General features: G+C 56.6%; 22 protein-coding genes. 12 read left to right on the top strand and 10 right to left on the bottom strand.

The window, feature by feature from the left end; genetic code table 11:
• Positions 1-18: 18 nt before the first annotated feature.
• Genes paaI through paaN form a run of 4 tightly spaced genes read right to left on the bottom strand, consistent with a single transcriptional unit; the run spans position 19 to position 4,483 of the window.
• Positions 19-492, bottom strand: coding sequence for a hydroxyphenylacetyl-CoA thioesterase PaaI (gene paaI, locus RCI20_RS03350; RefSeq protein ID WP_306603130.1), 474 nt, complete (start codon positions 490-492; stop codon positions 19-21).
• On the bottom strand, positions 485-2,008 hold the full coding sequence (gene paaH / locus RCI20_RS03355) for a 3-hydroxyacyl-CoA dehydrogenase PaaH (protein ID WP_306603131.1): 1,524 nt from the start codon (positions 2,006-2,008) through the stop codon (positions 485-487). Before paaH ends, paaI begins: the two co-directional genes overlap by 8 nt.
• 3 nt (positions 2,009-2,011) lie before the next feature.
• Positions 2,012-2,806 carry a 2-(1,2-epoxy-1,2-dihydrophenyl)acetyl-CoA isomerase PaaG gene (gene paaG, locus RCI20_RS03360; protein WP_306603132.1) on the bottom strand — a complete coding sequence of 265 codons (795 nt, stop codon included), beginning with the start codon at positions 2,804-2,806 and terminating at the stop codon, positions 2,012-2,014.
• A gap of 9 nt (positions 2,807-2,815) precedes the next feature.
• Positions 2,816-4,483, bottom strand: coding sequence for a phenylacetic acid degradation protein PaaN (paaN, locus tag RCI20_RS03365; protein WP_306603133.1), 1,668 nt, complete (start codon positions 4,481-4,483; stop codon positions 2,816-2,818).
• 349 nt (positions 4,484-4,832) lie between these two features.
• On the opposite strand from paaN, the gene RCI20_RS03370 reads away from it, so the two are divergent.
• The 4 genes from RCI20_RS03370 to RCI20_RS03385 all read left to right on the top strand — a co-directional run bounded on the left by RCI20_RS03370 (position 4,833) and on the right by RCI20_RS03385 (position 9,148).
• Positions 4,833-5,861: a hypothetical protein gene (locus RCI20_RS03370; RefSeq protein ID WP_306603134.1), complete on the top strand. Its 1,029-nt coding sequence runs from the start codon at positions 4,833-4,835 to the stop codon at positions 5,859-5,861.
• A gap of 124 nt (positions 5,862-5,985) precedes the next feature.
• A complete protein-coding gene (locus tag RCI20_RS03375) occupies positions 5,986-7,038 on the top strand; it encodes a 2Fe-2S iron-sulfur cluster-binding protein (protein WP_306603135.1) in 1,053 nt (350 codons plus the stop codon).
• Between the two features lie 38 nt (positions 7,039-7,076).
• Positions 7,077-8,063 carry a phenylacetic acid degradation operon negative regulatory protein PaaX gene (paaX, locus tag RCI20_RS03380; RefSeq protein WP_306603136.1) on the top strand — a complete coding sequence of 329 codons (987 nt, stop codon included), beginning with the start codon at positions 7,077-7,079 and terminating at the stop codon, positions 8,061-8,063.
• A gap of 68 nt (positions 8,064-8,131) precedes the next feature.
• The gene (locus RCI20_RS03385; protein ID WP_306603137.1) at positions 8,132-9,148 is read left to right on the top strand and encodes a J domain-containing protein; all 1,017 of its coding nucleotides are present in this window, start codon (positions 8,132-8,134) and stop codon (positions 9,146-9,148) included.
• 263 nt (positions 9,149-9,411) lie between these two features.
• Here RCI20_RS03385 and RCI20_RS03390 read toward each other — a convergent pair whose 3' ends face one another.
• The gene (locus RCI20_RS03390) at positions 9,412-9,882 is read right to left on the bottom strand and encodes a hypothetical protein (protein ID WP_306603138.1); all 471 of its coding nucleotides are present in this window, start codon (positions 9,880-9,882) and stop codon (positions 9,412-9,414) included.
• A gap of 1,451 nt (positions 9,883-11,333) precedes the next feature.
• On the opposite strand from RCI20_RS03390, the gene RCI20_RS03395 reads away from it, so the two are divergent.
• On the top strand, positions 11,334-11,486 hold the full coding sequence (locus RCI20_RS03395) for a hypothetical protein (RefSeq protein ID WP_306603139.1): 153 nt from the start codon (positions 11,334-11,336) through the stop codon (positions 11,484-11,486).
• Between the two features lie 210 nt (positions 11,487-11,696).
• Here RCI20_RS03395 and RCI20_RS03400 read toward each other — a convergent pair whose 3' ends face one another.
• From RCI20_RS03400 to paaY, 4 genes are all read right to left on the bottom strand, one after another.
• Positions 11,697-11,837, bottom strand: a complete 141-nt coding sequence (locus tag RCI20_RS03400; protein WP_306603140.1) for a hypothetical protein — start codon at positions 11,835-11,837, stop codon at positions 11,697-11,699.
• A 199-nt stretch (positions 11,838-12,036) separates the two neighbouring features.
• Positions 12,037-12,828, bottom strand: coding sequence for a hypothetical protein (locus RCI20_RS03405; RefSeq protein ID WP_306603141.1), 792 nt, complete (start codon positions 12,826-12,828; stop codon positions 12,037-12,039).
• Positions 12,829-12,971: 143 nt separating this feature from the next.
• A complete protein-coding gene (locus RCI20_RS03410) occupies positions 12,972-13,247 on the bottom strand; it encodes a transposase family protein (protein WP_306603142.1) in 276 nt (91 codons plus the stop codon).
• A gap of 151 nt (positions 13,248-13,398) precedes the next feature.
• Positions 13,399-14,010 (bottom strand): phenylacetic acid degradation protein PaaY, encoded by a 612-nt coding sequence (gene paaY / locus RCI20_RS03415; protein ID WP_306603144.1) that lies wholly within the window; start codon positions 14,008-14,010, stop codon positions 13,399-13,401.
• Positions 14,011-14,088: 78 nt separating this feature from the next.
• Here paaY and RCI20_RS03420 point away from each other — a divergent pair, with 78 nt between their 5' ends.
• The 7 genes from RCI20_RS03420 (at position 14,089) to RCI20_RS03450 (ending at position 22,514) form a co-directional block, all read left to right on the top strand.
• A complete protein-coding gene (locus tag RCI20_RS03420) occupies positions 14,089-14,886 on the top strand; it encodes an IclR family transcriptional regulator (RefSeq protein ID WP_306603145.1) in 798 nt (265 codons plus the stop codon).
• A 58-nt stretch (positions 14,887-14,944) separates the two neighbouring features.
• Positions 14,945-16,105, top strand: a complete 1,161-nt coding sequence (locus RCI20_RS03425) for an MFS transporter (protein ID WP_306603146.1) — start codon at positions 14,945-14,947, stop codon at positions 16,103-16,105.
• Positions 16,106-16,347: 242 nt separating this feature from the next.
• A complete protein-coding gene (locus RCI20_RS03430) occupies positions 16,348-17,223 on the top strand; it encodes a branched-chain amino acid ABC transporter permease (protein ID WP_306603147.1) in 876 nt (291 codons plus the stop codon).
• A 2-nt stretch (positions 17,224-17,225) separates the two neighbouring features.
• The gene (locus tag RCI20_RS03435) at positions 17,226-18,158 is read left to right on the top strand and encodes a branched-chain amino acid ABC transporter permease (protein WP_306603148.1); all 933 of its coding nucleotides are present in this window, start codon (positions 17,226-17,228) and stop codon (positions 18,156-18,158) included.
• Between the two features lie 2 nt (positions 18,159-18,160).
• On the top strand, positions 18,161-18,922 hold the full coding sequence (locus RCI20_RS03440) for an ABC transporter ATP-binding protein (protein WP_306603149.1): 762 nt from the start codon (positions 18,161-18,163) through the stop codon (positions 18,920-18,922).
• Between the two features lie 9 nt (positions 18,923-18,931).
• Positions 18,932-20,248, top strand: coding sequence for an ATP-binding cassette domain-containing protein (locus RCI20_RS03445; protein ID WP_306603150.1), 1,317 nt, complete (start codon positions 18,932-18,934; stop codon positions 20,246-20,248).
• A 244-nt stretch (positions 20,249-20,492) separates the two neighbouring features.
• On the top strand, positions 20,493-22,514 hold the full coding sequence (locus RCI20_RS03450; protein ID WP_306603151.1) for an acetoacetate--CoA ligase: 2,022 nt from the start codon (positions 20,493-20,495) through the stop codon (positions 22,512-22,514).
• Here the strand turns inward: RCI20_RS03450 and RCI20_RS03455 are convergent.
• Positions 22,462-23,577: an acyltransferase gene (locus RCI20_RS03455; RefSeq protein WP_306603152.1), complete on the bottom strand. Its 1,116-nt coding sequence runs from the start codon at positions 23,575-23,577 to the stop codon at positions 22,462-22,464. The two genes, RCI20_RS03450 and RCI20_RS03455, sit on opposite strands and share 53 nt — an antisense overlap.
• Positions 23,578-23,581: the final 4 nt, after the last annotated feature.

Consider the following 23,581-nt stretch of genomic DNA (forward strand, 5'->3'; position numbering starts at 1 on the left):
TCCTCTCTCTTTTGTTGTTCAGGCAGGCTGGTCGGCTTGCTGCAAACCGGCGATCACTTCGCCATTGATACGATAGGACTTGCCACGGAACAGCGCGACGGTCTTGCCGCCGGCAATGCGCACGGTGATGTCGTACACGCCGGTACGACCAGCCGCCGACTGCTCGACGGCCTCGGCTTCCAGCAGGTCGCCTTCGCGGGCCGGTGCCAGGAAATCGATATGGCAGGCCGAGGCCACCGTATTCTTGTTGTAGCTGTTGCAGGCGTAGGCAAAGGCCGTATCGGCCAGGCTGAAGATCATGCCGCCGTGGCAAATGTGGTGGCCGTTCACCATGTCGCCGCGTACCGGCATGGTGAGCAGGGCGCTGCCCGGCTGGACACGGATGATTTTCATGCCCAGCGCCTGGGCCGCACGGTCGCGTGACCACATCGCTTCGGCGGTGGCTTCGGCGAGGGCTTGCGCTTCGGCAAGGCTGAGTTTCGGTTCAGTCATGGATGTTCCTTCCGGCAAAAACGGCACGCTGCAGCAGCGGGGAGATGCGATAACGGTCTTCGCCGTAGGTGGAGCCAAGATTGGCCAGCACATCGCAGATCGTCGCAACGCCCACCTGATCGGCCCAGGCTAGCGGCCCCTGCGGATAATTGACGCCCAGACGCATGGCCGAATCGGCCGCGCTTTCCGAGCAAACACCCTGGTTGACCGCATCCGCCGCTTCGTTGGCCAGCATGGCGACGGTGCGCATGACAGCCAGGGCGGGTACGTCGTGGAAACGCGAGACGGCGAATTCGGCGGCCTGCAACAGGCCGACGGCCGACGCGGCGGCAGCCGGTTCACACTGTTCGGCCACGGCAATGGCCAGGCGCTTGGCCTGTGAGTAATCGAGGGCCAGATCGATCAGCACGGTGTTGGCGACGCCGCTTTCGGCAGCGCGTTGCGTGGCGCTGCGGCCGTCGGTGACGTAAATGACGGCGCGGCCGATTTCGGCGATGCGGCCATCGGTCGCCGGCGCCCGGCTGGAACTCAGGTCGCTGTGCTGCAAGCGTTCAGCCAGTGCTTCTGCAGCGGTCGACTCACCAAAAATGGTGATTTTGCCGGCTGGCGTATGCGCCGCCATCGTGTTTGCCGCCGGCCGCACGGCGCCTTCGCGGTAATCGTAGAAACCGCGCCCGCTCTTGCGGCCGTAGAAACCGGCATCGACCAGTTCCTGCTGGATCAGCGAGGGCAGGAAACGCTGGTCGTTGTAAAAGGCGCGCCAGACCGAATTGGTCACGGCGAAATTGACGTCGTGGCCGATCATGTCCATCAACTCGAACGGCCCCATGCGGAAACCGCCGGCTTCGCGCATCACCGCATCGATGGTCGCGTAGTCGGCAGCACCTTCCTGCGCCAGGCGCAGGGCTTCGGCGTAATACGGCCGGGCCACACGATTGACGATGAATCCCGGGGTCGACTTGGCGTGCACCGGGGTTTTGCCCCAGGCTTTGGCGGTGTCGAACAGCGTATCGGCGACGGCCGGCGTGGTGGCCAGGCCGGAAACGATTTCAACCAGCGCCATCAGTGGCGCCGGGTTGAAGAAGTGCAGGCCGGCCAGGCGTTCCGGTTGCTTCAGTGCAGCGCCGATGGCGGTGACCGAAATCGACGAGGTGTTGGTGCCGAAAATGCAGTCGCTGCCGACGATGCTTTCCAGGTCGGCGTAAAGCTTCTGCTTGGCTTCGAGATTTTCGACGATGGCTTCGACCACCAGCGCGCAGTCGGCCAGTTCGGCCAGTTCAGCGACCGGCTGCAGGCGCTGGCCGGCGGCCTGGGCGGCTTCTGCGGTCAACTTGCCTTTTTCGGCCATTTTCGCGAACTGGGCGCGGATGCCTTCGATGGCTTTCTCCGCAGCGCCGGGCCGATTGTCGAGCAGCTTGACCGGGTGGCCGGCCTGCGCGGCAATCTGCGCAATGCCGGCACCCATGGCGCCGGTGCCGACCACGGCGACGACCGCCATTTGGGCGAGAGCGGTCATCGCTTATTCCCCGGTGAAGTTGGGCGCGCGCTTGGCCATGAAGGCGGCGACGCCTTCAGCGTAATCCGGCGACCAGCCGAGCTCGCGCATGTAGCTGCCCTCGAACGACAATTGCTGTTCCAGCGTGTGCCCCGGTGCGGCGTGCATGGCCTGGCGGGTACGGACCAGCGCCTTGGTCGGCGCGGTGGAAAGTTGCGTCGCGATGGCGTCGACCGTAGCAGCGAACTCGGCGTCCTCGACGCACTGCCAGATCAGGCCCCATTCGGCGGCTTTTTCCGCCGGCAGCTTCTCGGCCAGCAGGGCGAGACCCATGGCGCGTGCCATGCCGACGCGCTGCGGCAGGAACCAGGTGCCGCCGGTGTCCGGAATCAGGCCGATCTTGGAAAAGGCCTGCAGGAAGGAGGCGGACTTGGCGGCGATCACCAGATCGCAGGCCAGCGCGACCGATGCACCGGCGCCGGCGGCAATTCCATTGACCGCAGCGATGGTCGGCACGCGCAGGTTCTGCAGGCGCAGCACCAGCGGCTTGTAATTGCGTTCGACGGTGTTGCCGATGTCCGGCATCTTGCCGGCCTGGATCTGCATGGCACGGTCGCCGAGGTCCTGCCCGGCGGAAAAACCGCGGCCGGCGCCGGTCAGCACCAGCACGCGGATGGATTTGTCGTCCTGGATGCGATCCAGCGCGACGCGCAGTTCGGCGTGCATGTCGTCGGTAAAGCTGTTCAGCTTGTCCGGACGGTTCAGGGTCAGGCGGGCGATGCCGTTGCTGACGTCAAAGAGGATGTTTTCGAATTGCATGGGCAAACCTCAGATGTGGTAGCGGCGCTGGACAACGCGGAAGCGGTTGGCGACGAAGGCGGAATCGGCGTAGGACGCATTGGCTGCCGGGTTGCCGCCGGTGCCGTGGTAATCGGAATAAGCCGCCGATTGATTGACATAGACACCGCCGGTCAGATTGATCGACAGGGCGACCTTGGAACGCCAGGTGGCTTCGGTCATTGCCTCGATAACGGCGGGCTGGGTTGAATAGACTGCTGCGGTCAACGCGCCGTGGGTGGCAATAATGCGTTCGGACAGGGCGATGGCAGCAGCGGTGTCGGCGACCTTGACGATGAAGCTGATCGGGCCGAAACGCTCTTCCATATAGGCGGCTTCGTCGCCGGCGTCACACGCCAGCAGCAGCGGGGTGCGTACTTCGGCTTTCGGGAATTCCGGATTGTCCAGCTTGGTGGGGGCGAGAATGACCTTGCCCAGCTTGCCGGAAGCGGCTTCTTCAATACGCTTCAGGGTATCGGCCGACTGGATCGCACCGAGTACGGCGTGGGCGACTTCCGGCTTGCTCAGGAAACCGGTGACGGACTTTGCCAGATCGGCGCAAACCTCGTCGTAGGACTTGTGGCCTTCGTCGGTTTCGATGCCGCCGGCCGGGACGAAAATAGCCTGCGAGGTGGTGCACATCTGGCCGGAATACAACGACAGCGTGAACGCCAGGTTGCCGAGCATGCGCTTGTAGCTGTCGGTCGAGTCGATGACGATGTTGTTGACGCCAGCCAGTTCGGCATAAACCTGCGCCTGGCGGCAGTTGTCGATCAGCCACTGGCCGAAGACGTTGCCACCGGTGAAATCGACCGACTTGACGGCCGGGTGGGTGACCAGTTTCTGCGTCGTGGCGCGGTCGTTGGCCACAGCCAGCGTGACCAGATTGGGGTCGATGCCGTTTTCGGCCAGCACGGCGCGGATCGTGCGCACGGTGATCGCGGCGGGCAGGATGGCATTGCTGTGCGGCTTGACGATCACCGCGTTGCCGGTGGACAGCGCAGCGAACAGGCCGGGGTAGGTATTCCAGGTCGGGAAGGTGCCGCAGCCGACAACGACGCCGATGCCACGGCCGACGACTTGGAAGTGCTTCTTCATGACCAGCGGCGGGTTTTTGCCCTGCGGCTTTTCCCAGACGGTATCAGCCGGAACGAAAGCCTGTTCGCGATAGGCGTAGGCGACCGCTTCCAGGCCGCGATCCTGGGCGTGCGGCGCGCCGGCCTGGAAGGCCATCATCCAGCCCTGGCCGGTGGTCAGCATCACGGCATGGGCGATCTCGAAACTCTGCTTGTTCAGGCGATCAAGAATTTCCAGACAAATGCCGGTCCGGCCATCGTTGCCGATTTTCTGCCAGCCGCTCATCGCGGCATTGCCGGCGGCGATCAGGGCTTCGATGTCGCACACCGGATAAGTCACGTTCAGGTCGATGCCATAGGGCGACTGCTCGCCCCCATGCCAAGCGTTCTGGCCTGGCTGGTCGAGCACGAACTGTTTGCCCAGGTGGGCATCAAATGCACTCTTGCCATCGGCCGGAGCGGTTTCGCCATAGACCTTGGGGCTGGGCATTTCGTTATAGGCCGACCAGTAACCACGGGTGGCGATGGCGTTCAGGGCACCATCAAGCGTGGCGCGGTGTTTGTCGAGCAGCGGGTGGGACATATCGATTCTCCTGTCAGGTGGCGGCGCAGCGCTGGGTTTTGCTACACGTTACCGATTGTTGCTTCATGTTGTTTCATGTCGTATCACATTACAGCACAGAGAATCGAGTTTTGTATAGCGGAATTTATTCCGCGTTGCACAAAAATATCAATATAAAACAACCGTGATTGCTGGGTGTTTTTAGTATTTGCAGAAAATTTTCCCTGTATTTTCTTCCGCGATAAAACAGATTTTTTCTAAAGCGATACAAAAAATGTTGACACACGTGTTCTGTGTGTAACATGATTCATCCCATGGCAGCCCGACTTGGGTTGTCCGCCCACCTGACGAATTGAATTAGGAGAGAGACATGGCAAGTCACAAGGAAAAATTTGCGGACAAGATGGAATTTCCGCCGGAAACCCCGCAGCCGAACATCTATCCGCTGTCCTGGAACAGCAAGACCAAGAAGCTGCAGGAAGTCTGGGAAGCCTCCCTGCGTGAAAACTGGGATCCGGAAAAGCTCCCTTGGGATACGCTGGACGTAGACAGCTACTCCTGGGAAGAGCGCGAATCCATCGCCTACTGGTGGAGCCTGCTGTCGGTATTCGACGCTTCCGCTCCGCCGGTTTTCGCCGAAGCGCTGATCAAGACCTATGAAGTGCATGAAGAAGATCCGGTCCGCAAGTGTTTCTTCTCGGTGACCCGTGACGAACAGAACCACGAAATCATGTGTGGCCTGGCCATCACCAAGCTGCTCGGCCATCCGGACCCGATCACCTACGAACCGAAGACCGATCTCGGTCGTCGCCTGCAGAAGAACGTCAAGTGGCTGTACTTCAATGGCGGTCGCTACTGGACCGGCTACAAGCAGGCTGTGCCGAAGTACGACCTGGCCGTGCTGTTCAGCTCCTTCCTGATGGGTGAAATCGCTGCTGCGACCATTTTCAAGCAGATGTACGAGAACTCCCGCGAAGCTGTCTTCAAGGAAGGTTTCAAGAACATCGGCCGCGACGAAGGCCGTCACATGGCAATCTGTATGGCTGTTATGGAACGCGATTACCCGGGTCTCGACGACTCGACCAAGGCTATCGTGACCAAGCAGATTCGTGCCGGTTACCTGTTCCTGTCGGCCGTGCTGTTCGAGCCGCCGATGGAATTCTGGGACCTGCCGGCCGACTTCATCGCCAACCAGCGTGAAGGCGAAGAAGTTGCCCGCGGTGCCGGTTTCGGTATCCCGAGCTACGAAGCCAAGAAGGAAAACTGGAAGAACGCGATGATCAACCTGAAGGGTGTGCTCGATCGCTACAACATTCCGTTCCCGGCGATTCCGGAAGTCGGCATCACCGGCCAGGAAATCAGCGATATCGAAATGGACGACATCATTCCGGTCTTCTGATCGGGGTCGACCGCAGCCCGCAGGAAGTCCGCGGGCTGTAATCAAGCAGCAAAAACGGCCGGTGCTTCGCAAGGAGCGCCGGCCTTGCCGCGACAGAGAAACCAGAAAAGCAAAAGGAAGAAAAATGGCTCGTATCGTGATGCAACCCTCTGGCAAGTCGGTCGACTGTGCTTATGGCGACACTGTATTGATGGCGCTGGAAAAAGCCGGTTACGCATTGCCCAACAATTGCCGGGCTGGTGCTTGCGGCGAGTGCAAGGTCAAGGTCACTGCCGGTCAGTTCGACCAGGGCATGGTGCTCGACATGGCGCTGTCGCAGGATGAGCGCAAGCAAGGCTATGGCCTGATGTGCATGGCCAAGCCGATTTCTGAGGAAATCAGCATCGAGTGGGGCACCGAAGATGCCAAGCCGAAGCTGTTTCCACCGCGCGAGGATGCTTTGTTCGTCGTCGTGGACAAGCGCCAGGTCGCGGCGCGTGTCGTCGAACTGCGCCTGCGTCCGGTCGGCCAGCCGATCCGCTATTGGCCCGGCCAGTACGTCACCTTGGGCAATGCCCGCGACAACGTTCCGCCGCGTGCCTATTCGATTTCCAATGCACCGCGCCCGGATGGCGAACTGGTATTGCAGGTGGCGCGCCAGGATGGCGGCCTGACCAGTGCCTGGGTGCACGACAAGCTGGTGGTTGGCGACAACGTCAAGGTATCCGGTGCTTACGGTACATTCATTGGCGATCCTTCGGTCGATACGCCAGTCCTTTGTCTGGCGGCGGGCACCGGTCTGGCACCGATTCTGGCGCTGGCCGAAGCGGCATTGCGCCGTGGTTACAAGCGGCCGGTCGGCATGGTGTTTTCTGCGCGCACCAAGGAAGACGTCTACAGCCAAGGCATGATGGCCTGGTGGCGCACCAAGCACCGCAATTTTGACTACAAAATCACGTTGACCCGGGAAGTGGTCGAAGGCTATCAGTCCGGTCGCATCGACGCCGTTCTGCCGGCGCTGTACCCGGATTTGTCCAAATACAGCATTTTCGCAGCCGGCAGTCCAGAATTTGTCGAAACCTGCGTGGCTACGGTGAAGAAGCTTGGGGCGCAACCGGAGCTGATCCATACGGAAGGGTTTTTCTCGCAGCAAGTGCAGCAGTCGGGTGAAGACGATCCTTTCAAATTGCCATTCTGATTAAGGAAGGCTGTTCAGTCATGGCGGGAATCGCTAACATGCGCAGGTTCTCCGCCCTGACTGACCCCGTGATAGCCCCCATCAAGCAACGCCTGGACGATTTTCGGCAACAGCGCCGTGTCCAGGCTGGATCGCTGATCATTTCCGCCTTCGGCGATGCCATCGTGCCGCGTGGCGGACGCATCTGGCTGGGCAGTTTGATCCGTTTGCTCGAGCCGCTGGAATTGAACGAACGCCTGATCCGGACCTCGGTATTTCGTCTGGCCAAGGAAGAATGGCTGCGTACGGAAACGGTTGGCCGGCGCGCTGATTACGTGCTCACGCAATCCGGCCGGCAGCGTTTCGAAGAGGCGTCACGGCATATTTATGCGTCGCATGCACCGGTCTGGGACAGGCGCTGGCGTTTGATCCTTGTGGTCAAGGAAATCGACCCCAAGGAGCGCGATCGACTGCGCAAGGCATTGTTCTGGCAAGGTTTTGGCGTTTTGCCCGGCGATTGCTTCGTGCACCCCAGTGCCGACCTGACGGCGGCATTCGATGCCTTGGTCGCCGAAGGACTGGGTTCCCTGCTCGATTGCCTGATGCCGCTGCTGGCCGCCGATTCCTTGTCCGGCCTGTCGGCCAACGATGCCGACCTGGTGCGCCGGGCCTGGAATCTGCAGGAACTGGCCGAGTCCTACAGTGCCTTCGTGGCGACTTACTTGCCCATTTTGGCCGAGCTGCGCAGCGAACGACAGACCGAGGTCGATGATGCGGATGCATTTCTGCTTCGCCTGCTGCTGATCCACGACTACCGCCGGCTGTTGCTGCGCGATCCGGAACTGCCCGAAGTGCTGTTGCCGGCCGATTGGCCGGGGCAGAAAGCCCGCCTGCTGTGCAAGGATCTTTATCGGCGCTTGCTGCCCGGCGCCGAGCGTCACCTCGATGCGACGCTGACGCTGGCCGACGGTTCGTCCCCGGTGCGTTTGCCATCCAGCGTCGAGCGTTTCCCGCAGGATGACCCCTTGCTGGCGCCGGCACTCTGACTGGTCAGCCCGCACATCCCTGTCGATACCAGGCGCTCGCAATCTTCAATGAAGCGGATGCGCCGCCTTTGTCCGAGGCACAGCAGACCTTCAATACCCTGAGCCGGAAGATCGAACAACAGCGGGCGCAACTGGCCGCCTGGGAAACTGCCATCGGGCAATTCCGCCAGAAGTACGTACATGAATTGCTGCCGCTGTTCGAGCAGTCACTGGCACTGCGTCGGGCTCTCATTCTTGCGTTGGACGAGGCTGTCGCTCACTGGGATTTGACCGGCCGGGAAGTCAAGACGGTCGATGCCTTGATCGTCAGCCTGGCTGAAGGCTTGTCGGACGAAGAGGCAGGTGATGCCCAGCCGGCCATTGCCCGCCGACACGGCGAAGCCGCCGCGCAACTCGCACCACAATCGGCAGCACTTTCCGGGCCGCCGAACCTTGATGAAGCCAGTGAGGCCGATTTGCTGCAGCAGATACAGGCCCAGGTCGACGCCATGCAGGCCGAACTTGATGCCCAGGCAGCAGCCCGTGCCGCAAAACGCTCCGGGCGCCAGAAAACCCTGCGGCAACAGGCCCGTGCATCACGCGATGCTCTGGAAACGAAACAGGCCAGCCTGTCGGTGCGTGAGGTGTATCGCAAACTGGTCAGCGTCCTGCACCCGGATCGTGCAGCCAATCCGGATGAGGCCTTGCGCAAAACCGTATTGATGCAGCAAGCCAATGAAGCCTATGAAAAAAACGATCTGCTGCAGTTGCTGGCCTTGCAACTGGCAGTCGAACAGATCGATCAGACCGCACTGCTCAATATCGGTGAATCACGCCTGGAGCACTACAACCGGGTTCTGGTCGAGCAACTCGCTGAACTGACGCGGGAGATTCGCCATGTCGAGGCCGAGTTCCGCCGTCAGTTCGGGATTCCGTCATCCACCGGGCTGGCGCCGGGGAAGCTGCTGCGGCTACTGACAAAGGATGTGGTGACCATGCAGCAAGTGGTTTTCCAGTACAAAAACGATCTGCTGGTCTGTGCTAGTGCTGACAAGCTGAAAGCTTGGTTGAGGCAGTTTCAGCCGGGTCAATACATGGCTTTGTAAAAGTTTGCTACTGTGGTCTGGCGAAGAAAATCTGTCAAATCGTGCCCCTGTTTGCGGTGGTCAATTTGAGGATGGTTCGCAAGCGAGTATTGCCCTTACCGGGCGAGGTGCGCCCGTGAAACGGGAAATATGGGGAAATCCCCTGAATTTTACGGTCGACAGTCGAAATCGCCTGTTCTTCGTCGCATTTATGACGACCCGCTAGAAAACGTCGGGTTGTTCAGAGAATCCCAGGATCTCCCATTGTTACGATAGCCGTCATTTTATTTTCCAATCCGAAGAAAATAGCCTAAAAGCAGGAAAGGCCAAGTCCAAATAAAAATTGCCATTATTTTTAAAATAACCCAGAGTGAAAATACTATTGCTTCATTTTTAGAAGAGGGGAATAGCATTCGGTCGTTTACTTCTTTTGCTGTTGGTAGCCCATTTTCTATATTTGTATCCCATCCTCCAGGGAATCCTCTTTTTATGGCGACTTGTAGTACAACTGCGTTATAAATTGTGACTATTAACATTGGGTAAACAAAAGTATTTTCTAGTTTTGTTGCTGATTCAAATGCGGAATATAGAAGTGGTATTCCTTTTAGAAATTGTTGCATTCCTCCGTGAATAGAAGGAATGAAGAATAAAAATAGGCCAAAAAATATTCCAAAAAACATAAATTTTTTTTCTGTTATTAGGATAAACTTTCCGGCTTTCAAAAAAAATCCATTGCAATAATCTGTTTTTTTCATGTGCGATTGGCTCTAGAGATATAAATATTAACCCGGAAATTCAATATGGATACTCTGAACAAGCCAACGATTTCTGGCAGGTCCGTGGGGTTGCTTGCCAGCTTTCGCTAAAAACCCGTCTCGGCCAAGCTCAGTTGATTCATCTGTCTCATCAACTCAATGATAATGCAGTAATTTTCTCAAATTGCGCTGCATGATGGGCGCTTATGCAGAGTTTTCCTAAACCAGAAATTATCCAAGTGCCTGGGTATTTTTAATGGCTGTTTACAAAACGATCTATTGCTTCAAAAGATTTAAGTGCATTCGCACCTACATGAGGTCCTTCTTTTGATACTAAATGTTCTCCTGTTGCAGGAGTTTTTAATAGCATATTAAAAATATCTCAGATGCCTTCGGTATTTGATGTTTGTGGTAATGGATTTTCTGTGAATGATCAATTGTGGGGGCTGAAAACCAGATTTTAGCGGGGTTTTAGTCCATTTTTTGGGCACAAGAGTGGAGTTTTGCGTGTCCTGCTAATTTGAAACTATTAACAGGATAGAAAAAAATATTGCATTGAAATATGAAGCAGCTAATGTTTGTTTCTTGATATTCTTAGATAAAACAAAATCTATCATTGTTGCTAGATAACATTTGTTTTCTTGTTTTAGGCCTTCTGATAAAAATAAAATTGCGGCAACATTTGCTAGCCAAGAAATGATAAATAAAATAAAAATCCAAGAATTAGTCAAAAAATTCTCCTATTTTTTTCCGGGCGGTTTCATATGACTCATCTACTCAATAACAATGTGTTTATTCAAAAGTCGAGTTGCATGATGTGATCTTGTGCATGGGTTTCCCTAAGCATACAAGGTAGTTGGTTTCTGGTTTAAAAATGCTTGGAATTATTCAGTAAAAATACATGCGTCGTTTTATATGAATTATTATTGCAGTGCCGTCTCTTGTACTACGAGCTATTGCTGAAATTCAATTCCGTTTAAATATGTAATCGTTCGTCATGGTTGTGATTTTTGTTTGCGGATTAAGTGGAAAAGTAATCAATCACTCTGCAATAAAATATCAAGATTAGGCTAATAATTGAGGAGCCTGCTCCATAGAATGCGACTAGAAAGGATGAGAAGTAAAACAAACTTGATTTGTTTATTATATAAAAATTTGATATTTCATGGGGGGTTTGTATTGCCACTAGGATAAACGATGAAAACAAAATAGAAACAACATAAAGTACATCGTTGTGGTAGTTTTCAATAATTATTTTGTATATGGGCTTGTCTATTTCTCTGGGGGGTCTTGCGTCCATATTTAATCTAAAAGGACTGGTGTGGCTTATTCCGTAATATAGCAAGCTGTTGATTATTAACGACGGGTTGTCGAAAGCTTCGATTCTTATAAAGAATGGGGTAGTAATTAACCATAGCAATAAAACGGAAAGGTATGCACAGGCAAATAAAATGAAAGTGACAAAAATTTCTTCAGGAAGTCGGGTGTGTTCTGATTTTATAAAAAAGCTAACAAAAAATAAATGTAAAATGGCACATGAAAATAGTGTGCTGATGATTATTGTGCTTATTTTTCTGGCGAAAACTCGCCATCCAAAAAGATAATAGTCAACTGGGTTTTTGCTCATGAGGTGACCTGCAATTTGAATAGGTATGTTGTTACACCGGAAATCTAATAGTTAATTTGACTAAATATCAAGCGGTATATTGATTTATTGGGTGTTTGAAATAGGCTTTGATCCGGGACGGCCAATTTTGTGGTTTCTTCATGGCGCCGCGTATCCTGGATTCCAATTCATCGCGGTTTTTCGCCGGTTAGCCACAAAGAATCCGGACTTTCCGGTCACCGTTGAGGTGCTCGTCGGGATTGAGTTCTGGCGAGTACGCCGGTGTCCACAAGGCAAATGAAAGCTCCAACCGATCAGGCATCTTCTCGCTGATCAGTTCCTGGTTCATCCATTCCTGCACGCGACCCAAGGTCCGTGATTTTCCAACCTCGTGGCCTCGTTGCCCACTATCAACAGCGGCCTTTAGCCCATCGTTTTGATAGTGCTGCCACCAATATTGAACAGTCTGTGGATTCAATATCATAAAATAACCGCTCTATGAATTTTCCGGGTTAATATGGGGAATTTTTGGCCATTATTTTCAATTTTTATTGGTTTTGGATTACCCAGCTACCAATGAGATGCGTTAGGTTAAATTGAATTTTTTTCCACTCAGGGAGCATCCCTCTGCGATATCCGACATAAACTTTGACCTCCATGTTTGGTTCTAAACTGAAGTAGTGTATGCAAGGGGCTGATTCAATTAGAACATTGCTACATTCGATGTATGTGGTTACTTCGTTTTTATTATTTCTGTTGATAAAAAAGTCGATATCGTCTCCGTCTGTTTTGAAGGGGACTCGGTTTTCTATATTTACTCCGAGCGGCTTGTATACAATCAAATCGTGAAATAATTCATTTGAGCGCTCAAACTTAAATTTTGAGCCGGATTGTTCGGAGTTTTTGTGTTCAGGTGAATTTATATAACTGGCGCGCCTGTCAAGAAAACCATTTCCAGGATATATTGTTCCAGAGCTTATTCCAACGTCAATCCACATTGTGTTGTTTATTGTTTGCTTGTTTTTTTCTGCAACAAGTTCTTCTGTGCTTAATCCTGACATGTCGGGGTATCGTACAAAAAAACCGAAGCTTTTTATTTGTTTTTTTTTGGAGCTTTCATTTTGTTTGTCATATTCAATATAGTTTGCAAAGTGACTTGGTATGATGACTTCTTTGCCACCTAATTTGCCGTTGACTGGATTAAATGATGGATAGGCTAATTGAATATATGCAGGTAGCAACGGGTCAAATAGATGAGAGGCTACCCATTCTTTTAATAAAAAAAATAAGACTGAAATTGCAAGCAATGAAGTCAGTATGGCGGCAGTTTTTTTGCTCATTGTGTTGGGTTCTATGAAACGTTATGTGTAAAGGATTCTCTGAACTGCCGCCCATTTTTGGCTGCCTGTCATAAAGTGATGAAAGCTGGTGATTTTCGACGGTTGACCGTGAAACTCCGGGGTTTTGCCCGGTATTTCCCGCTTCACGGGCGCACCTCGCTCAGCAAAGGCAGTAATTGCTCGCGGGCCAGGCAGAAATTGGGCAGTACAAACAGCGTCATAATCTGACCGGTGTTTTTCGGCAGACTACGATGGCGAACCTTCACGAAACCGAACTGGCGCTTCACCACGCGGAACGGATGCTTAACAAGGGACCGAACCGCCGACAGCATCCGGTTGAACGCTTTCTGTTCATCGGTTAGCTCACCGCCCGCTGGCTTCCCGGTCTGCGTCCTTTCCGGCATGCTTCTTGTCTTCATTCCAGGTCGAACTGGGGGGGGCGGATAAGACGAACACTTGGATGTCTTGCTTCAATGAAATTTGGGTATTATCACTTGGCTTGATCTGTGGGTAAATATGACAAAGGCCATACCGTGAGATGGTATGCCTTAGTTATATTAAAGCGATTGCTCAACGCTTCTTCATCTCAACCAACGGAATCACATCCGGCATGTGGATGCGCGGCCGGTCGGCCTCGATTTCGCTGAGCGGATCGCACTCGACCATCGTGCTCAGGCAGCGCCGGGTCAGTTCCTGATAGGTTCGCGTGCCTTCGCCCTTCCAGGCGATTTCTTCCGCTGATAGTTCGCGGATGACCTTGGCCGGCATGCCGGCGGCCAGGCTGCGCGGCGGGATTTCGGCGCCGGCCTTGACGAAGGCGCTGGCGGCGACGATGGACGATTCGCCGATGCTGGCGTTGTCCATGATCACGGCGTTCATGCCGATCAGTGCATTTTTGCCGATGCGGCAACCATGCAGCACGGCACCGTGGCCGATATGGCCGTCTTCCTCGACGACGGTATCGGTGCCGGGGAAGCCGTGCATCACGCAGGTATCCTGCAGGTTGGCGCCACGTTCCAGGATCAGCCGGCCGAAATCGCCGCGCAGGCTGGCGCAGGGGCCGACGTAGCAATCCGGGCCGATGATGACGTCGCCGATCAGGACGGCGCTGGGGTGTACGTAAGCAGTGGGATGAACGACGGGAACGATGCCGTCGATGGCATAGACGCGGAGTTGGGACATGATGAGCTCAATGACAAAACACCGGAAGATTCTATAGAATAAAACACGTTTCTTAATCGGGAATTTTTTGGAGCGCTCATGAGCGACGAAATGGATGGCAAGCACGGCGTGCAGTCGCTGGAAATTGGCATGGGCATCCTGCGTGCCATCGTCAATGGTCAGCGTTCGATGATGTTGAAGGATATTGCGGTGGCAGCGGAAATGCCGCCGTCCAAGGCGCACCGCTATCTGGTCAGCCTGATCCGCGCAGGTTTTGTCGAGCAGGACCCGATCACCTCGCGTTACGACCTCGGGCCGTCGGCGCTGAATGTCGGTCTGGTGGCGATTGATCGCCTGGACCGTGTTCGTCTTGGCTTGACGGCCATCGCGCAGTTGCGCGACCAGATTAACGAAACGACTGCGCTGGCGGTGTGGAGCGATACCGGGCCGGTGATCGTGCGTTGGGAACGACCGCGCCGGCCGATTACCGTTAACGTCGTCACCGGCACCGCGCTGGCCTTGCTGACTTCGGCCAGTGGGCGGGTTTTTGCCGCGTGGTTGGCCAATGATGCGGTCGACCGTCAAATTGCCAAAGAATTGAAAAAGCCCGATCTGCCGCCCAGCCTGAAAACGCGGGCCGATGTGGATCGGCTGCTGGCGCAAGTGCGGGCCGATGGTTACGCGGCGATTTCCGATTACTACCTAGTGAATGGGGTTGAAGCTGTGGCCGCCCCGGTGTTCAATTTTCGCAACGAAATCACCATGTCCATGCTGGCAGTCGGTGTCAAAGGCATGTTCGACATGAGTCCGGGCAGCAAGGTGGTTACGGGGGTGACGCAAGCTGCGGCGGAACTCTCGACCCGCCTGGGTTATACCGGCGGGGAGAAAAAAGCCTGAGCGTTTTGCCGACCGGTCTTGTCCGGCGCTGGTCGTCCTGCTTGCTGGCTGTCGCACCATGAAACATCCGGTTCTGATCATTGTCGTTGCCCAATTGTTTGGCACGTCGTTGTGGTTTTCGGCCAACAGCGCGGCCGATGACCTGATTCGTCAGTGGGGAATCAGCGCGGCCGATATGGGGACGTTGACCAATGCGGTGCAGTTCGGCTTCATCCTCGGCACGCTGATTTTCGCCATCACCGGTATGGCCGACCGCTTTTCCGCCAGCCGGATTTTCGCCATTTGCGCCGTGCTTGGTGCGGCAAGCAATGCGGCTTTTGCCCTGCTGGCCTCGGGCATGACGAGCGGCGTGCCCTTGCGCTTTGCTGTGGGTCTTTGCCTGGCCGGGGTTTACCCTTTGGGCATGAAGCTGGTGGTTAGCTGGGTGCCGGAACGGGCTGGTTCTGCATTGGCCTGGCTGGTCGGTATGTTGACGCTGGGGACGGCGTTACCGCACGGCATCCGTTTGCTCGGTAGCGGTGCGGCGTGGCAGGCGACCATCCTGGTGTCTTCGCTGCTCGCTTTACTGGCGGCGGGACTGGTCTTCCGGCTGGGTGACGGGCCACACCTGAAGCGCCGGCACGATGCGCCGCCATTACGTTTGGGGCGTGTGCTGTACACCTTCAGGATTCCGGAATTCCGGGCTTCGGCCTTGGGATATTTTGGTCACTGCTGGGAGCTTTATGCCTTCTGGACCTTGGTCCCTGCGTTGGTCGTGGGCTACGGCCTGGCCTTGCCGGGCAGCCCGCAGGTCTCGGGGCTGGCTTTTCTCATCGTCGGGATTGGCGCCGTCGGTTGTGTGCTTGGCGGTTGGTGGAGCCGGCGTGTCGGTAGTGCGCCCGTTGCGGCTTGCTGCCTGGCACTGTCTGCGTTGTGTTGCGTGCTCTATCCATTGCTGGCCGACCTGCCGGGATGGCTGAAACTGGGTTTGTTGCTGATCTGGGGCGCCAGCGTCATTGCCGATTCGCCGCATTTTTCAGCCATGTCAGCCCGCGCTTGCCCGCCGGAAATCGTCGGCAGTGCATTGGCCTTCCAGAACGCCATCGGTTTTGCCATCACGATGATTTCGATCCAGCTTGGCACGGCTTGGGTGCCGGCTTGGGGAGATCATATTGCCTGGCTGCTGCTGCCCGGCCCTTTGTTGGGTTTGCTGGGCTTGATGCCCCTGTGGCGGCGATAATTCTGCCTGCGGTTTGATGGTCGTCGCAGCGCAATATTTCTTGATACAAGAATTTCAATAAATCTTAAGTTTTTGTCTCATTTCTGCTTGACAGAATGAGTTTCACATTTCAGAATTTGTTTTAATCCGCACCGTCTAGATTTGCGGGTCGCAACCAGAACAACAGGAGGAGACATAATGAAACTACCGCAAAGGTGGAGCGCCGTGTACGAGGTGCTGCCGGCACGGAAAGGGCGCATCTGATGCTTGCCCAATTCCTGCAATTCCTATTTTCTGGACTCACTGTCGGTGCAACTTATGCGCTGGCTGCGCTGGGTTTTACGCTGATCTATAACGCCAGCAACGTGATCAATTTCGCCCAGGGCGAATTCATCATGCTCGGCGGCATGCTGGCTGTGTTCTTTACGGTTTCCGGCTTTCCGCTGCCGGTGGCCTTGGTGCTGGCCATCCTGTTGCCCGCCGTGGTTGGTGTGCTGCTGGAAAAACTGGCGATTGAGCCGGTCAAGGGCGCCGAAACGGTCACCTTGATCATCATCACCATCGGTGCTTCGCTGGTGATCCGCGGTCTTGTTCAGGTCTGGCTGGGTAAGAGTACCTTCGCCCTGCCGGCGTTTTCCGGCGAGGAACCGATCCAGATTCTGGGTGCCACCTTGATGCCGCAGAGTCTGTGGGTGTTCGGTGTGACGGCTGTCGTGGTCGCCGTACTCTGGTATTTCTTCAATCGCACGCTATCCGGCAAGGCCATGCTGGCGACGTCGTTCAATCGCACGGCGGCCGAGCTGGTTGGTATCAATACGTCGTGGGTGTTGTTCATGAGTTTTGCCATGGCGGCTGCGCTGGGCGCGCTTGGCGGCATCCTGATTGCCCCGATCACCATGACTTCTTACGACGTCGGCATCATGCTCGGCCTGAAGGGCTTCGTTGCCGCCGTAGTTGGCGGCTTGGGCAACGGTCTCGGGGCGGTGGTCGGCGGCTTGCTGGTCGGTATCCTGGAGGCGATGGGGGCCGGTTATATTTCGTCGGCTTACAAGGACGCGATGCCTTTCATCCTGATCATCTTCATCCTGTTCTTCATGCCGCGCGGTCTGTTCGGCGGTAAATCGACTGATCGGGTGTAAGCATGCAAAAGAAACTCAACATCGGTCTTCTGATCGTCATTGCCATCCTGTTGCTGGTGCCTTTCATTGCACCGAACAGCTTTTATCTCGATCTGGCAATCCGCATGGCGATCAACGCGATGATCGTGCTCGGCCTGAATCTGCTGATCGGCTTTGCCGGGCAGATCAGTCTGGGGCATGCCGGATTTCTCGGGATTGGCGCTTACGCCTCGGCGGTGCTGCCGACGCATTTCAACTGGCATCCCTTGCTCGCCATGGGCGCCGGTGCGCTGATCACCGGCTTGCTCGCCGCCTTGGTGGCGCGTCCGATCTTCAAGCTGAAGGGCAACTATCTGGCGATGGCAACGCTCGGTCTGGGCATCATCATCAACATCACGCTGCGTAACGAAGCGCAATGGACGGGCGGGCCGGATGGCATGCCGGTCTTGCCGATGAGCCTGTTCGGCCTGGAGATTTACGGTGACAAGCAGTGGTACTGGATCATTGCCGCGATGCTGGTATTTGCCGTGTGGGCTTCGCAGAACCTGATCGACTCGCCTTTTGGCCGCGCCCTGCGGGCTTTGCATGGTTCCGAGGTGGCTTCACAGGTAGTCGGGGTCGACGTGGTTCGCTACAAGGTTTCCATCTTCGTGTTGTCGGCAGTCTTTGCCAGCATCATGGGTAGCGTCACGGCACATTACATCGGTTTCGTCAGCCCGAATTTCGCCGATTTCTTCCACTCCATCGAACTGGTCACCATGGTGGTCGTCGGCGGCATGGCGTCGGTCTTCGGTTCGCTGGTCGGAGCGGTCTTGCTGACTGCGCTGCCGCAGGCACTGGCAACTTTCGAGGGTTGGGAAACCGTCGTCTTCGGTGCCATCCTGATGGGCTTCATGATCTTCCTCCCGAAAGGGATTGTGCCGACACTGGCCGCCAAATTCGGTAAGGGGGAATGAGCATGGCACTGCTTGAAGTCAAGGATCTGTCGATCCACTTTGGTGGCGTCAAGGCCGTCCAGAACGTCAGTTTCAGCATTGATGCAGGCATCGTCTACTCGGTCATCGGGCCGAATGGTGCTGGCAAGACGACGTTGTTCAACCTGATTACCGGGGTCTACAAGCCGACCACGGGTGAAATCCGGCTCGATGGCGAAGCGATCCACGGCAAATCACCGAACGAACTCGCCGAGCGCGGCATGGCGCGGACTTTCCAGAATCTGCAGATCTGCATGAACATGACGGCGGTCGAAAACGTCATGGTCGGGGCGCATCTGCGCCTGGATCGCAACTTGTTCAAGGCCGCGTTCCGTCTGCCCGCCTTGCGTCGTCGCGATGCGGAAGTGCGCGAGGAAGCCATCCAGTTGATGCAGTTCGTCGGTCTGGAAGCCTATGTCAACGAGCGTGCCGATGCGATGCCCTATGGTGCGCTGAAGCGTCTGGAAATTGCCCGTGCACTGGCCATGAAGCCGCGCATCATCTTCCTTGATGAACCGGCTGCCGGTCTGAATCCGAAGGAAACCATCGAGGTCGATCACCTGGTGCGCAAGGTGGCCGATGCGGGCATCACCGTGGTGCTGGTCGAACATGACATGAAAATGGTCATGAACCTATCGGACCGCATTCTGGTGCTCGATTACGGCAAGAAACTCGCCGAAGGAACGGGCGAAGAAATTCGCAACAATCCGGATGTGATCGCCGCCTATCTCGGCACGCACGCTTAAGGAACCAGCATGGAAGCATTGCGCATCATTACCGAAGAGCATCAGAACCTGTGGCGCATCGCCACCACGATTGATCAGGTGGCCGACGAAATGCAGGCCGGCAGCAAGGTCGATCCGGCTTTCTTTGGTGCCATTTTTGATTACATCGAGCAGTTCATGGATGGCTGCCATCATGCGAAGGAAGATGAGTATCTTTTTCCTGCATTGCGTCAGCGCAGCCCCGAAGCCGCCGTCGTGATCGACCGTTTGCAGGTTGAACACCGGAATGGACCGGAGGTGCTCAAATCCTTGCGTGAACAGTTGGCTGCGACGGCCGCCGGAACCTTGGGTAATACGGAATTTGCCGAGGCGCTGCGTATTTATACGCAAAGCCTGAAAGCGCATATCCGGACCGAGGAAAAAGATGCCATGCCGCTGGCCCGCGAGGTGCTGACGGCAGAGGACTGGACGGTGATCGACCGGGCCTTTCTCGATAACAGCGACCCCTTGTTTGGTGATCAGGCAGCCGCCGAATTTCGCCAGTTGTTCCACCGGATTGCCAGCCTGGCGCCCGATTCGATTGGCCTGGGCGCGCACAGTGCGGGCATTCTGCAACCGGGGGCGAGCAAGGTATCGGGCGATGTCTTGCTCTCGGTGTCGGGGCTGGAAAGCTGTTATGGCCGGATCAAGGCGCTGAAGGGGATCGATCTGGAAGTGCGCCGGGGCGAACTGGTTGCCCTGGTCGGCGCGAACGGTGCCGGCAAGACGACTTTCCTGCGCACCTTGTCCGGCGTTCAACCAGCGAGTGCCGGCCGTATCGTTTTCGATGGCGAAGATATCGTCAAGTTGCGCGCCGATTTGCGCATGCGGCGCGGTATCTGCCAGAGTCCGGAAGGGCGCCAGGTCTTCGGTCCACTGTCCATCGAGGACAATTTGCGCCTTGGCGCCTACACCCAGCCGAAACATCAGGTGCCGGAAGACATGGAAAAGGTTTTTGCCATGTTCCCCATCCTGAAGGAAAAGCGCGATTTGCCCGCCGGTACCTTGTCCGGTGGTCAGCAGCAGATGCTGGCCATCGGTCGCGCACTTATGGGACGGCCCAAACTGTTGTTGCTCGACGAGCCGTCGATGGGCCTGGCGCCGTTGCTGGTGCAGGAAGTGTTCAACGTCATCAAGGCGCTCAAGGCGCAAGGAATGACCATTCTGCTGGTCGAACAGAATGCCTTTGCCGCGCTGGCTATTGCCGATCGTGGCTACGTGCTGGAAACCGGTAATGTGACGCTGACCGGCAGCGGTCAGGAACTGATCAGCAACGAGCAGGTGCGTGCCGCCTATCTCGGCATGTAAGGCAGTATTTGATCTTGGCAAGCCTGCCGGCGTCTGGCTCCCGACAAGCGGTGAGGCAGGCGCCGGTAGCATTTTGACTTGGCCGTGTCGTTCGATGCGGGGTGCAGTGGGCGCCTAATTCGGCGGCTGGATTACCTGCTGTCCGAGTGTCCGGCTGATGACAGTCCACTGGCGGGGCTTGCTGTTATGGTTTGATTCTGGAACCGGTCCATGCGCCGGATACAAAACAAAAAACGGAGACAACATGACCTACGCGATTGACCCTTTGCCTTTATGGAAGCCTAATCCCGCCACGGTGGGCGATACGCGCATGGCGCAATTCATGCAAGCGACCGGGCACGGTACTTATGCCGATTTGTGGCAATGGTCGGTGGACCAGCCGGAAGCGTTCTGGACGCAGGTCTGGCGTTTCTGCGGAGCCATTGGTGAAAAAGGCACGCAAGTGCTGGTTGACCGCGATATTTCCGCAACGGATGTCGCCACAGGCAGCAGCGGCAGCGTGATGCCCGGCGCCCGCTGGTTTCCCGAGGCGCGTCTGAATTACGCTGAAAATCTTCTGAAAAATCGAGATGATGGCGAGGCGCTTGTCTTCTGGGGCGAGGACAAGGTCAAGCGGCGGCTGACGCGGGTCGAGCTGTATGCCGAAGTCGCCCGTTTCCAGTCGTTCCTGATTGCTGCCGGTGTCGGCGAGGGCGACCGGGTCGCTGGTTACCTGCCCAATCTGCCGGAAACGCTGATCGCCATGCTGGCGACCACGGCGCTCGGCGCCATCTGGTCGTCGGCCTCGCCGGACTTTGGCGTGCAGGGCGTGCTCGACCGCTTCGGCCAGATCGAGCCCAAGGTGCTGATCTGTGTCGATGGCTACTGGTACAACGGCAAGCCGGTCGATTGCCTGGAAAAGAACGCCGAAGTCGTGGCCAAAATGCCGTCGCTGGTCAAAACGGTGGTGGTGCCTTATCTCGCGGAACAGCCGGCCATCGACAAGATTGCCGGGGCAGTGTCGTGGTCGGACTTGGACGAAAAGGCAAATTCACAAAATTCTGCGGTCGACCGCAATAAAACAGTGATTTTCAAGCGCGTCGCCTTTGATCATCCGCTGTTCATCATGTTCTCGTCGGGTACGACCGGTGTGCCGAAGTGCATTGTCCATTGCCACGGCGGCGTGCTGCTGCAGCATCTGAAGGAACACGTGTTGCACAGCGACGTGCGGCCCGGTGATCGTCTGTTCTACTTTACGACCTGCGGCTGGATGATGTGGAACTGGCTGGTATCTGGTCTGGCGGCCGGCGCCACCTTGTTGCTCTACGACGGTTCGCCGTTTGCCGACAAGGGCAAGGTGCTGTTCGATCTGGCCGAAACGGAAAAGATGACGCATTTCGGCACGTCGGCCAAATTCATCGACGCGGCGGCCAAGCTGGGCCTGACGCCAGGCAAAACCCATGATCTGAGTGCGTTGCGTGCAATGTTCTCGACAGGCAGCCCGCTGTCGCCGGAAGGGTTTGACTGGGTGTATCGCGAAATCAAGCAGGACATCCTGCTGGCGTCGATTTCCGGTGGTACCGATATTGTTTCCTGCTTTGTCCTCGGCAATCCGGTGTTGCCGGTGTATCGCGGCGAGATCCAGTGTCGCGGGCTGGGCATGGCGGTCGATGTGTTCAATGACGCCGGGCAGCCGGTGCGTTCGGAAAAGGGCGAACTGGTGTGCACCAAACCTTTCCCGGTCATGCCGGTCGGTTTCTGGAACGATCCTGATGGCAGGAAATATCGCGCCGCTTACTTCGAGCGTTTCGCTGATGTCTGGTGCCATGGCGATTTCTCGGAACTGACTGCGCATGACGGTGTGATCATCTATGGTCGTTCCGACGCCACGCTCAATCCGGGCGGTGTGCGCATCGGGACGGCGGAAATCTACCGGCAGGTCGAACAATTGCCGGAAATTCTCGAGTCGCTGGTGATCGGCCAGGACTGGCCGCCAGGCAAGAACGACGATGTGCGGGTCGTGTTGTTCGTCAAGTTGCAGGACGGGCTGCAACTCGATCCCGGCTTGATCGAACGGGTGAAACAGCAGATCAAGGCCAATACCACGCCGCGCCATGTGCCGGCCAAGGTGGTTCAGGTGCAGGATATTCCGCGCACCAAGTCGGGCAAGATCGTCGAACTGGCCGTGCGCAACGTGGTGCACGACCAGCCGGTGAAAAATGTCGAGGCTCTGGCTAATCCCGAGGCGCTGGAATATTTCCGGGGACGCGCGGAACTGGCCGACTGACGGTTGTCGGCCAACGCAGCTTGGCCGACGGTTTTTCCACCCAGCGGTAGAACATCCAGCCGGCCAGCGTGCTGCTTGCCCAGGCGGTCAGCAGCACGAGGCAGGCGGCCTCCGGTGAGGCGCTGCCGGAGAATACGAACAGGCCGTTGGCCAGAAGCAGCACCGGGAAGTGGATCAGGAAGACCGAATAGGAAATACGTCCGAGAAAGGCCAACGGACGGGCATTCAGCCAGCGTTCCGGCCACTGGCTGTGCTGGCTGTAGCCGAGCAGCAAGGCCACGCCCAGGGCGAGGCCGATGCGCAGGCGAAAGTCGATGAGCAGGGCAATGACCGTGAGCGCGGCGACAATGCCTAGCCAATTGCCGCCGGAGCGGCGTTCGCCCGCTTTATCGCTGCTCCCGTTGCTGGCCCAAAACACGGCAGCACCGAGGCCGTAGGAGCCGAAGAAATAGATCGCCCAGTTGTCCAGGCTGCTATCCAGATTGAACCAGAACAGCGAGGCGGCAGCCAGCCCGAGGACCAGGCTGCGGGCGCCAATGGCACCAAAGGCGCTGTGGCCGAGCCAGAGCAGGATAGCGATCACTGCGTACAGTTGAAAGTCGATGGCGACATACCAGACACCAGCCGACAAGGACTCGACACCCAAAATGCCGTGCAGCAGCAGCGCATGGGCCAGCCACTGCTTGATGCTGGCACGCGCCGGAATGGCCTCGTCGTCCATCAGGTGGTCGGCAATGGCCGAACAAATGATTGCGAGACTGATGGCAATCACGAACGGGACGGCCAGGCGCAGGTAGCGTCGGGCGATCAGGGTGAGCGGGTTGTCTTGCGGGCCCCGGCCGGCCGGAGCCAGGCTGCGTGCCGCGAGAAACCCGCCAATGACGAGAAACACTTGCACTGCGATCCGGCCATAGTCGGACAACCATTCGCGCAGATCGGGAAAGGTCAGTCCGGCGCCGATGGCCAGCGGACCGTAGAGGACCAGATGATGGAGGACGATGAGTTGTGATGCGACGGCTTTCAGGGCGTCGATCAGTGTCATGCGTGACGGTTGTGGATTCATCTCC

The sequence above is a fragment of the Azonexus sp. genome (assembly GCF_030824335.1).
Classification (GTDB): Bacteria; Pseudomonadota; Gammaproteobacteria; order Burkholderiales; family Rhodocyclaceae; genus Azonexus.

What these genes read in the sequence shown, in the direction of transcription:
- RCI20_RS03405 (WP_306603141.1), bottom strand. Translation starts at nt 12,828, where the DNA reads ATGAGCAAAAAAACTGCCGCCATACTGACTTCATTGCTTGCAATTTCA.
- paaI (WP_306603130.1), bottom strand. Translation starts at nt 492, where the DNA reads ATGACTGAACCGAAACTCAGCCTTGCCGAAGCGCAAGCCCTCGCCGAA.
- RCI20_RS03395 (WP_306603139.1), top strand. Translation starts at nt 11,334, where the DNA reads ATGAAAGTGACAAAAATTTCTTCAGGAAGTCGGGTGTGTTCTGATTTT.
- RCI20_RS03400 (WP_306603140.1), bottom strand. Translation starts at nt 11,837, where the DNA reads ATGAACCAGGAACTGATCAGCGAGAAGATGCCTGATCGGTTGGAGCTT.
- paaY (WP_306603144.1), bottom strand. Translation starts at nt 14,010, where the DNA reads ATGTCCCAACTCCGCGTCTATGCCATCGACGGCATCGTTCCCGTCGTT.
- RCI20_RS03375 (WP_306603135.1), top strand. Translation starts at nt 5,986, where the DNA reads ATGGCTCGTATCGTGATGCAACCCTCTGGCAAGTCGGTCGACTGTGCT.
- RCI20_RS03445 (WP_306603150.1), top strand. Translation starts at nt 18,932, where the DNA reads ATGGAAGCATTGCGCATCATTACCGAAGAGCATCAGAACCTGTGGCGC.
- RCI20_RS03450 (WP_306603151.1), top strand. Translation starts at nt 20,493, where the DNA reads ATGACCTACGCGATTGACCCTTTGCCTTTATGGAAGCCTAATCCCGCC.
- paaG (WP_306603132.1), bottom strand. Translation starts at nt 2,806, where the DNA reads ATGCAATTCGAAAACATCCTCTTTGACGTCAGCAACGGCATCGCCCGC.
- RCI20_RS03370 (WP_306603134.1), top strand. Translation starts at nt 4,833, where the DNA reads ATGGCAAGTCACAAGGAAAAATTTGCGGACAAGATGGAATTTCCGCCG.
- paaN (WP_306603133.1), bottom strand. Translation starts at nt 4,483, where the DNA reads ATGTCCCACCCGCTGCTCGACAAACACCGCGCCACGCTTGATGGTGCC.
- RCI20_RS03410 (WP_306603142.1), bottom strand. Translation starts at nt 13,247, where the DNA reads ATGAAGACAAGAAGCATGCCGGAAAGGACGCAGACCGGGAAGCCAGCG.
- RCI20_RS03435 (WP_306603148.1), top strand. Translation starts at nt 17,226, where the DNA reads ATGCAAAAGAAACTCAACATCGGTCTTCTGATCGTCATTGCCATCCTG.
- RCI20_RS03420 (WP_306603145.1), top strand. Translation starts at nt 14,089, where the DNA reads ATGAGCGACGAAATGGATGGCAAGCACGGCGTGCAGTCGCTGGAAATT.
- RCI20_RS03390 (WP_306603138.1), bottom strand. Translation starts at nt 9,882, where the DNA reads ATGAAAAAAACAGATTATTGCAATGGATTTTTTTTGAAAGCCGGAAAG.
- RCI20_RS03455 (WP_306603152.1), bottom strand. Translation starts at nt 23,577, where the DNA reads ATGAATCCACAACCGTCACGCATGACACTGATCGACGCCCTGAAAGCC.
- RCI20_RS03425 (WP_306603146.1), top strand. Translation starts at nt 14,945, where the DNA reads ATGAAACATCCGGTTCTGATCATTGTCGTTGCCCAATTGTTTGGCACG.
- RCI20_RS03440 (WP_306603149.1), top strand. Translation starts at nt 18,161, where the DNA reads ATGGCACTGCTTGAAGTCAAGGATCTGTCGATCCACTTTGGTGGCGTC.
- paaX (WP_306603136.1), top strand. Translation starts at nt 7,077, where the DNA reads ATGCGCAGGTTCTCCGCCCTGACTGACCCCGTGATAGCCCCCATCAAG.
- paaH (WP_306603131.1), bottom strand. Translation starts at nt 2,008, where the DNA reads ATGACCGCTCTCGCCCAAATGGCGGTCGTCGCCGTGGTCGGCACCGGC.
- RCI20_RS03430 (WP_306603147.1), top strand. Translation starts at nt 16,348, where the DNA reads ATGCTTGCCCAATTCCTGCAATTCCTATTTTCTGGACTCACTGTCGGT.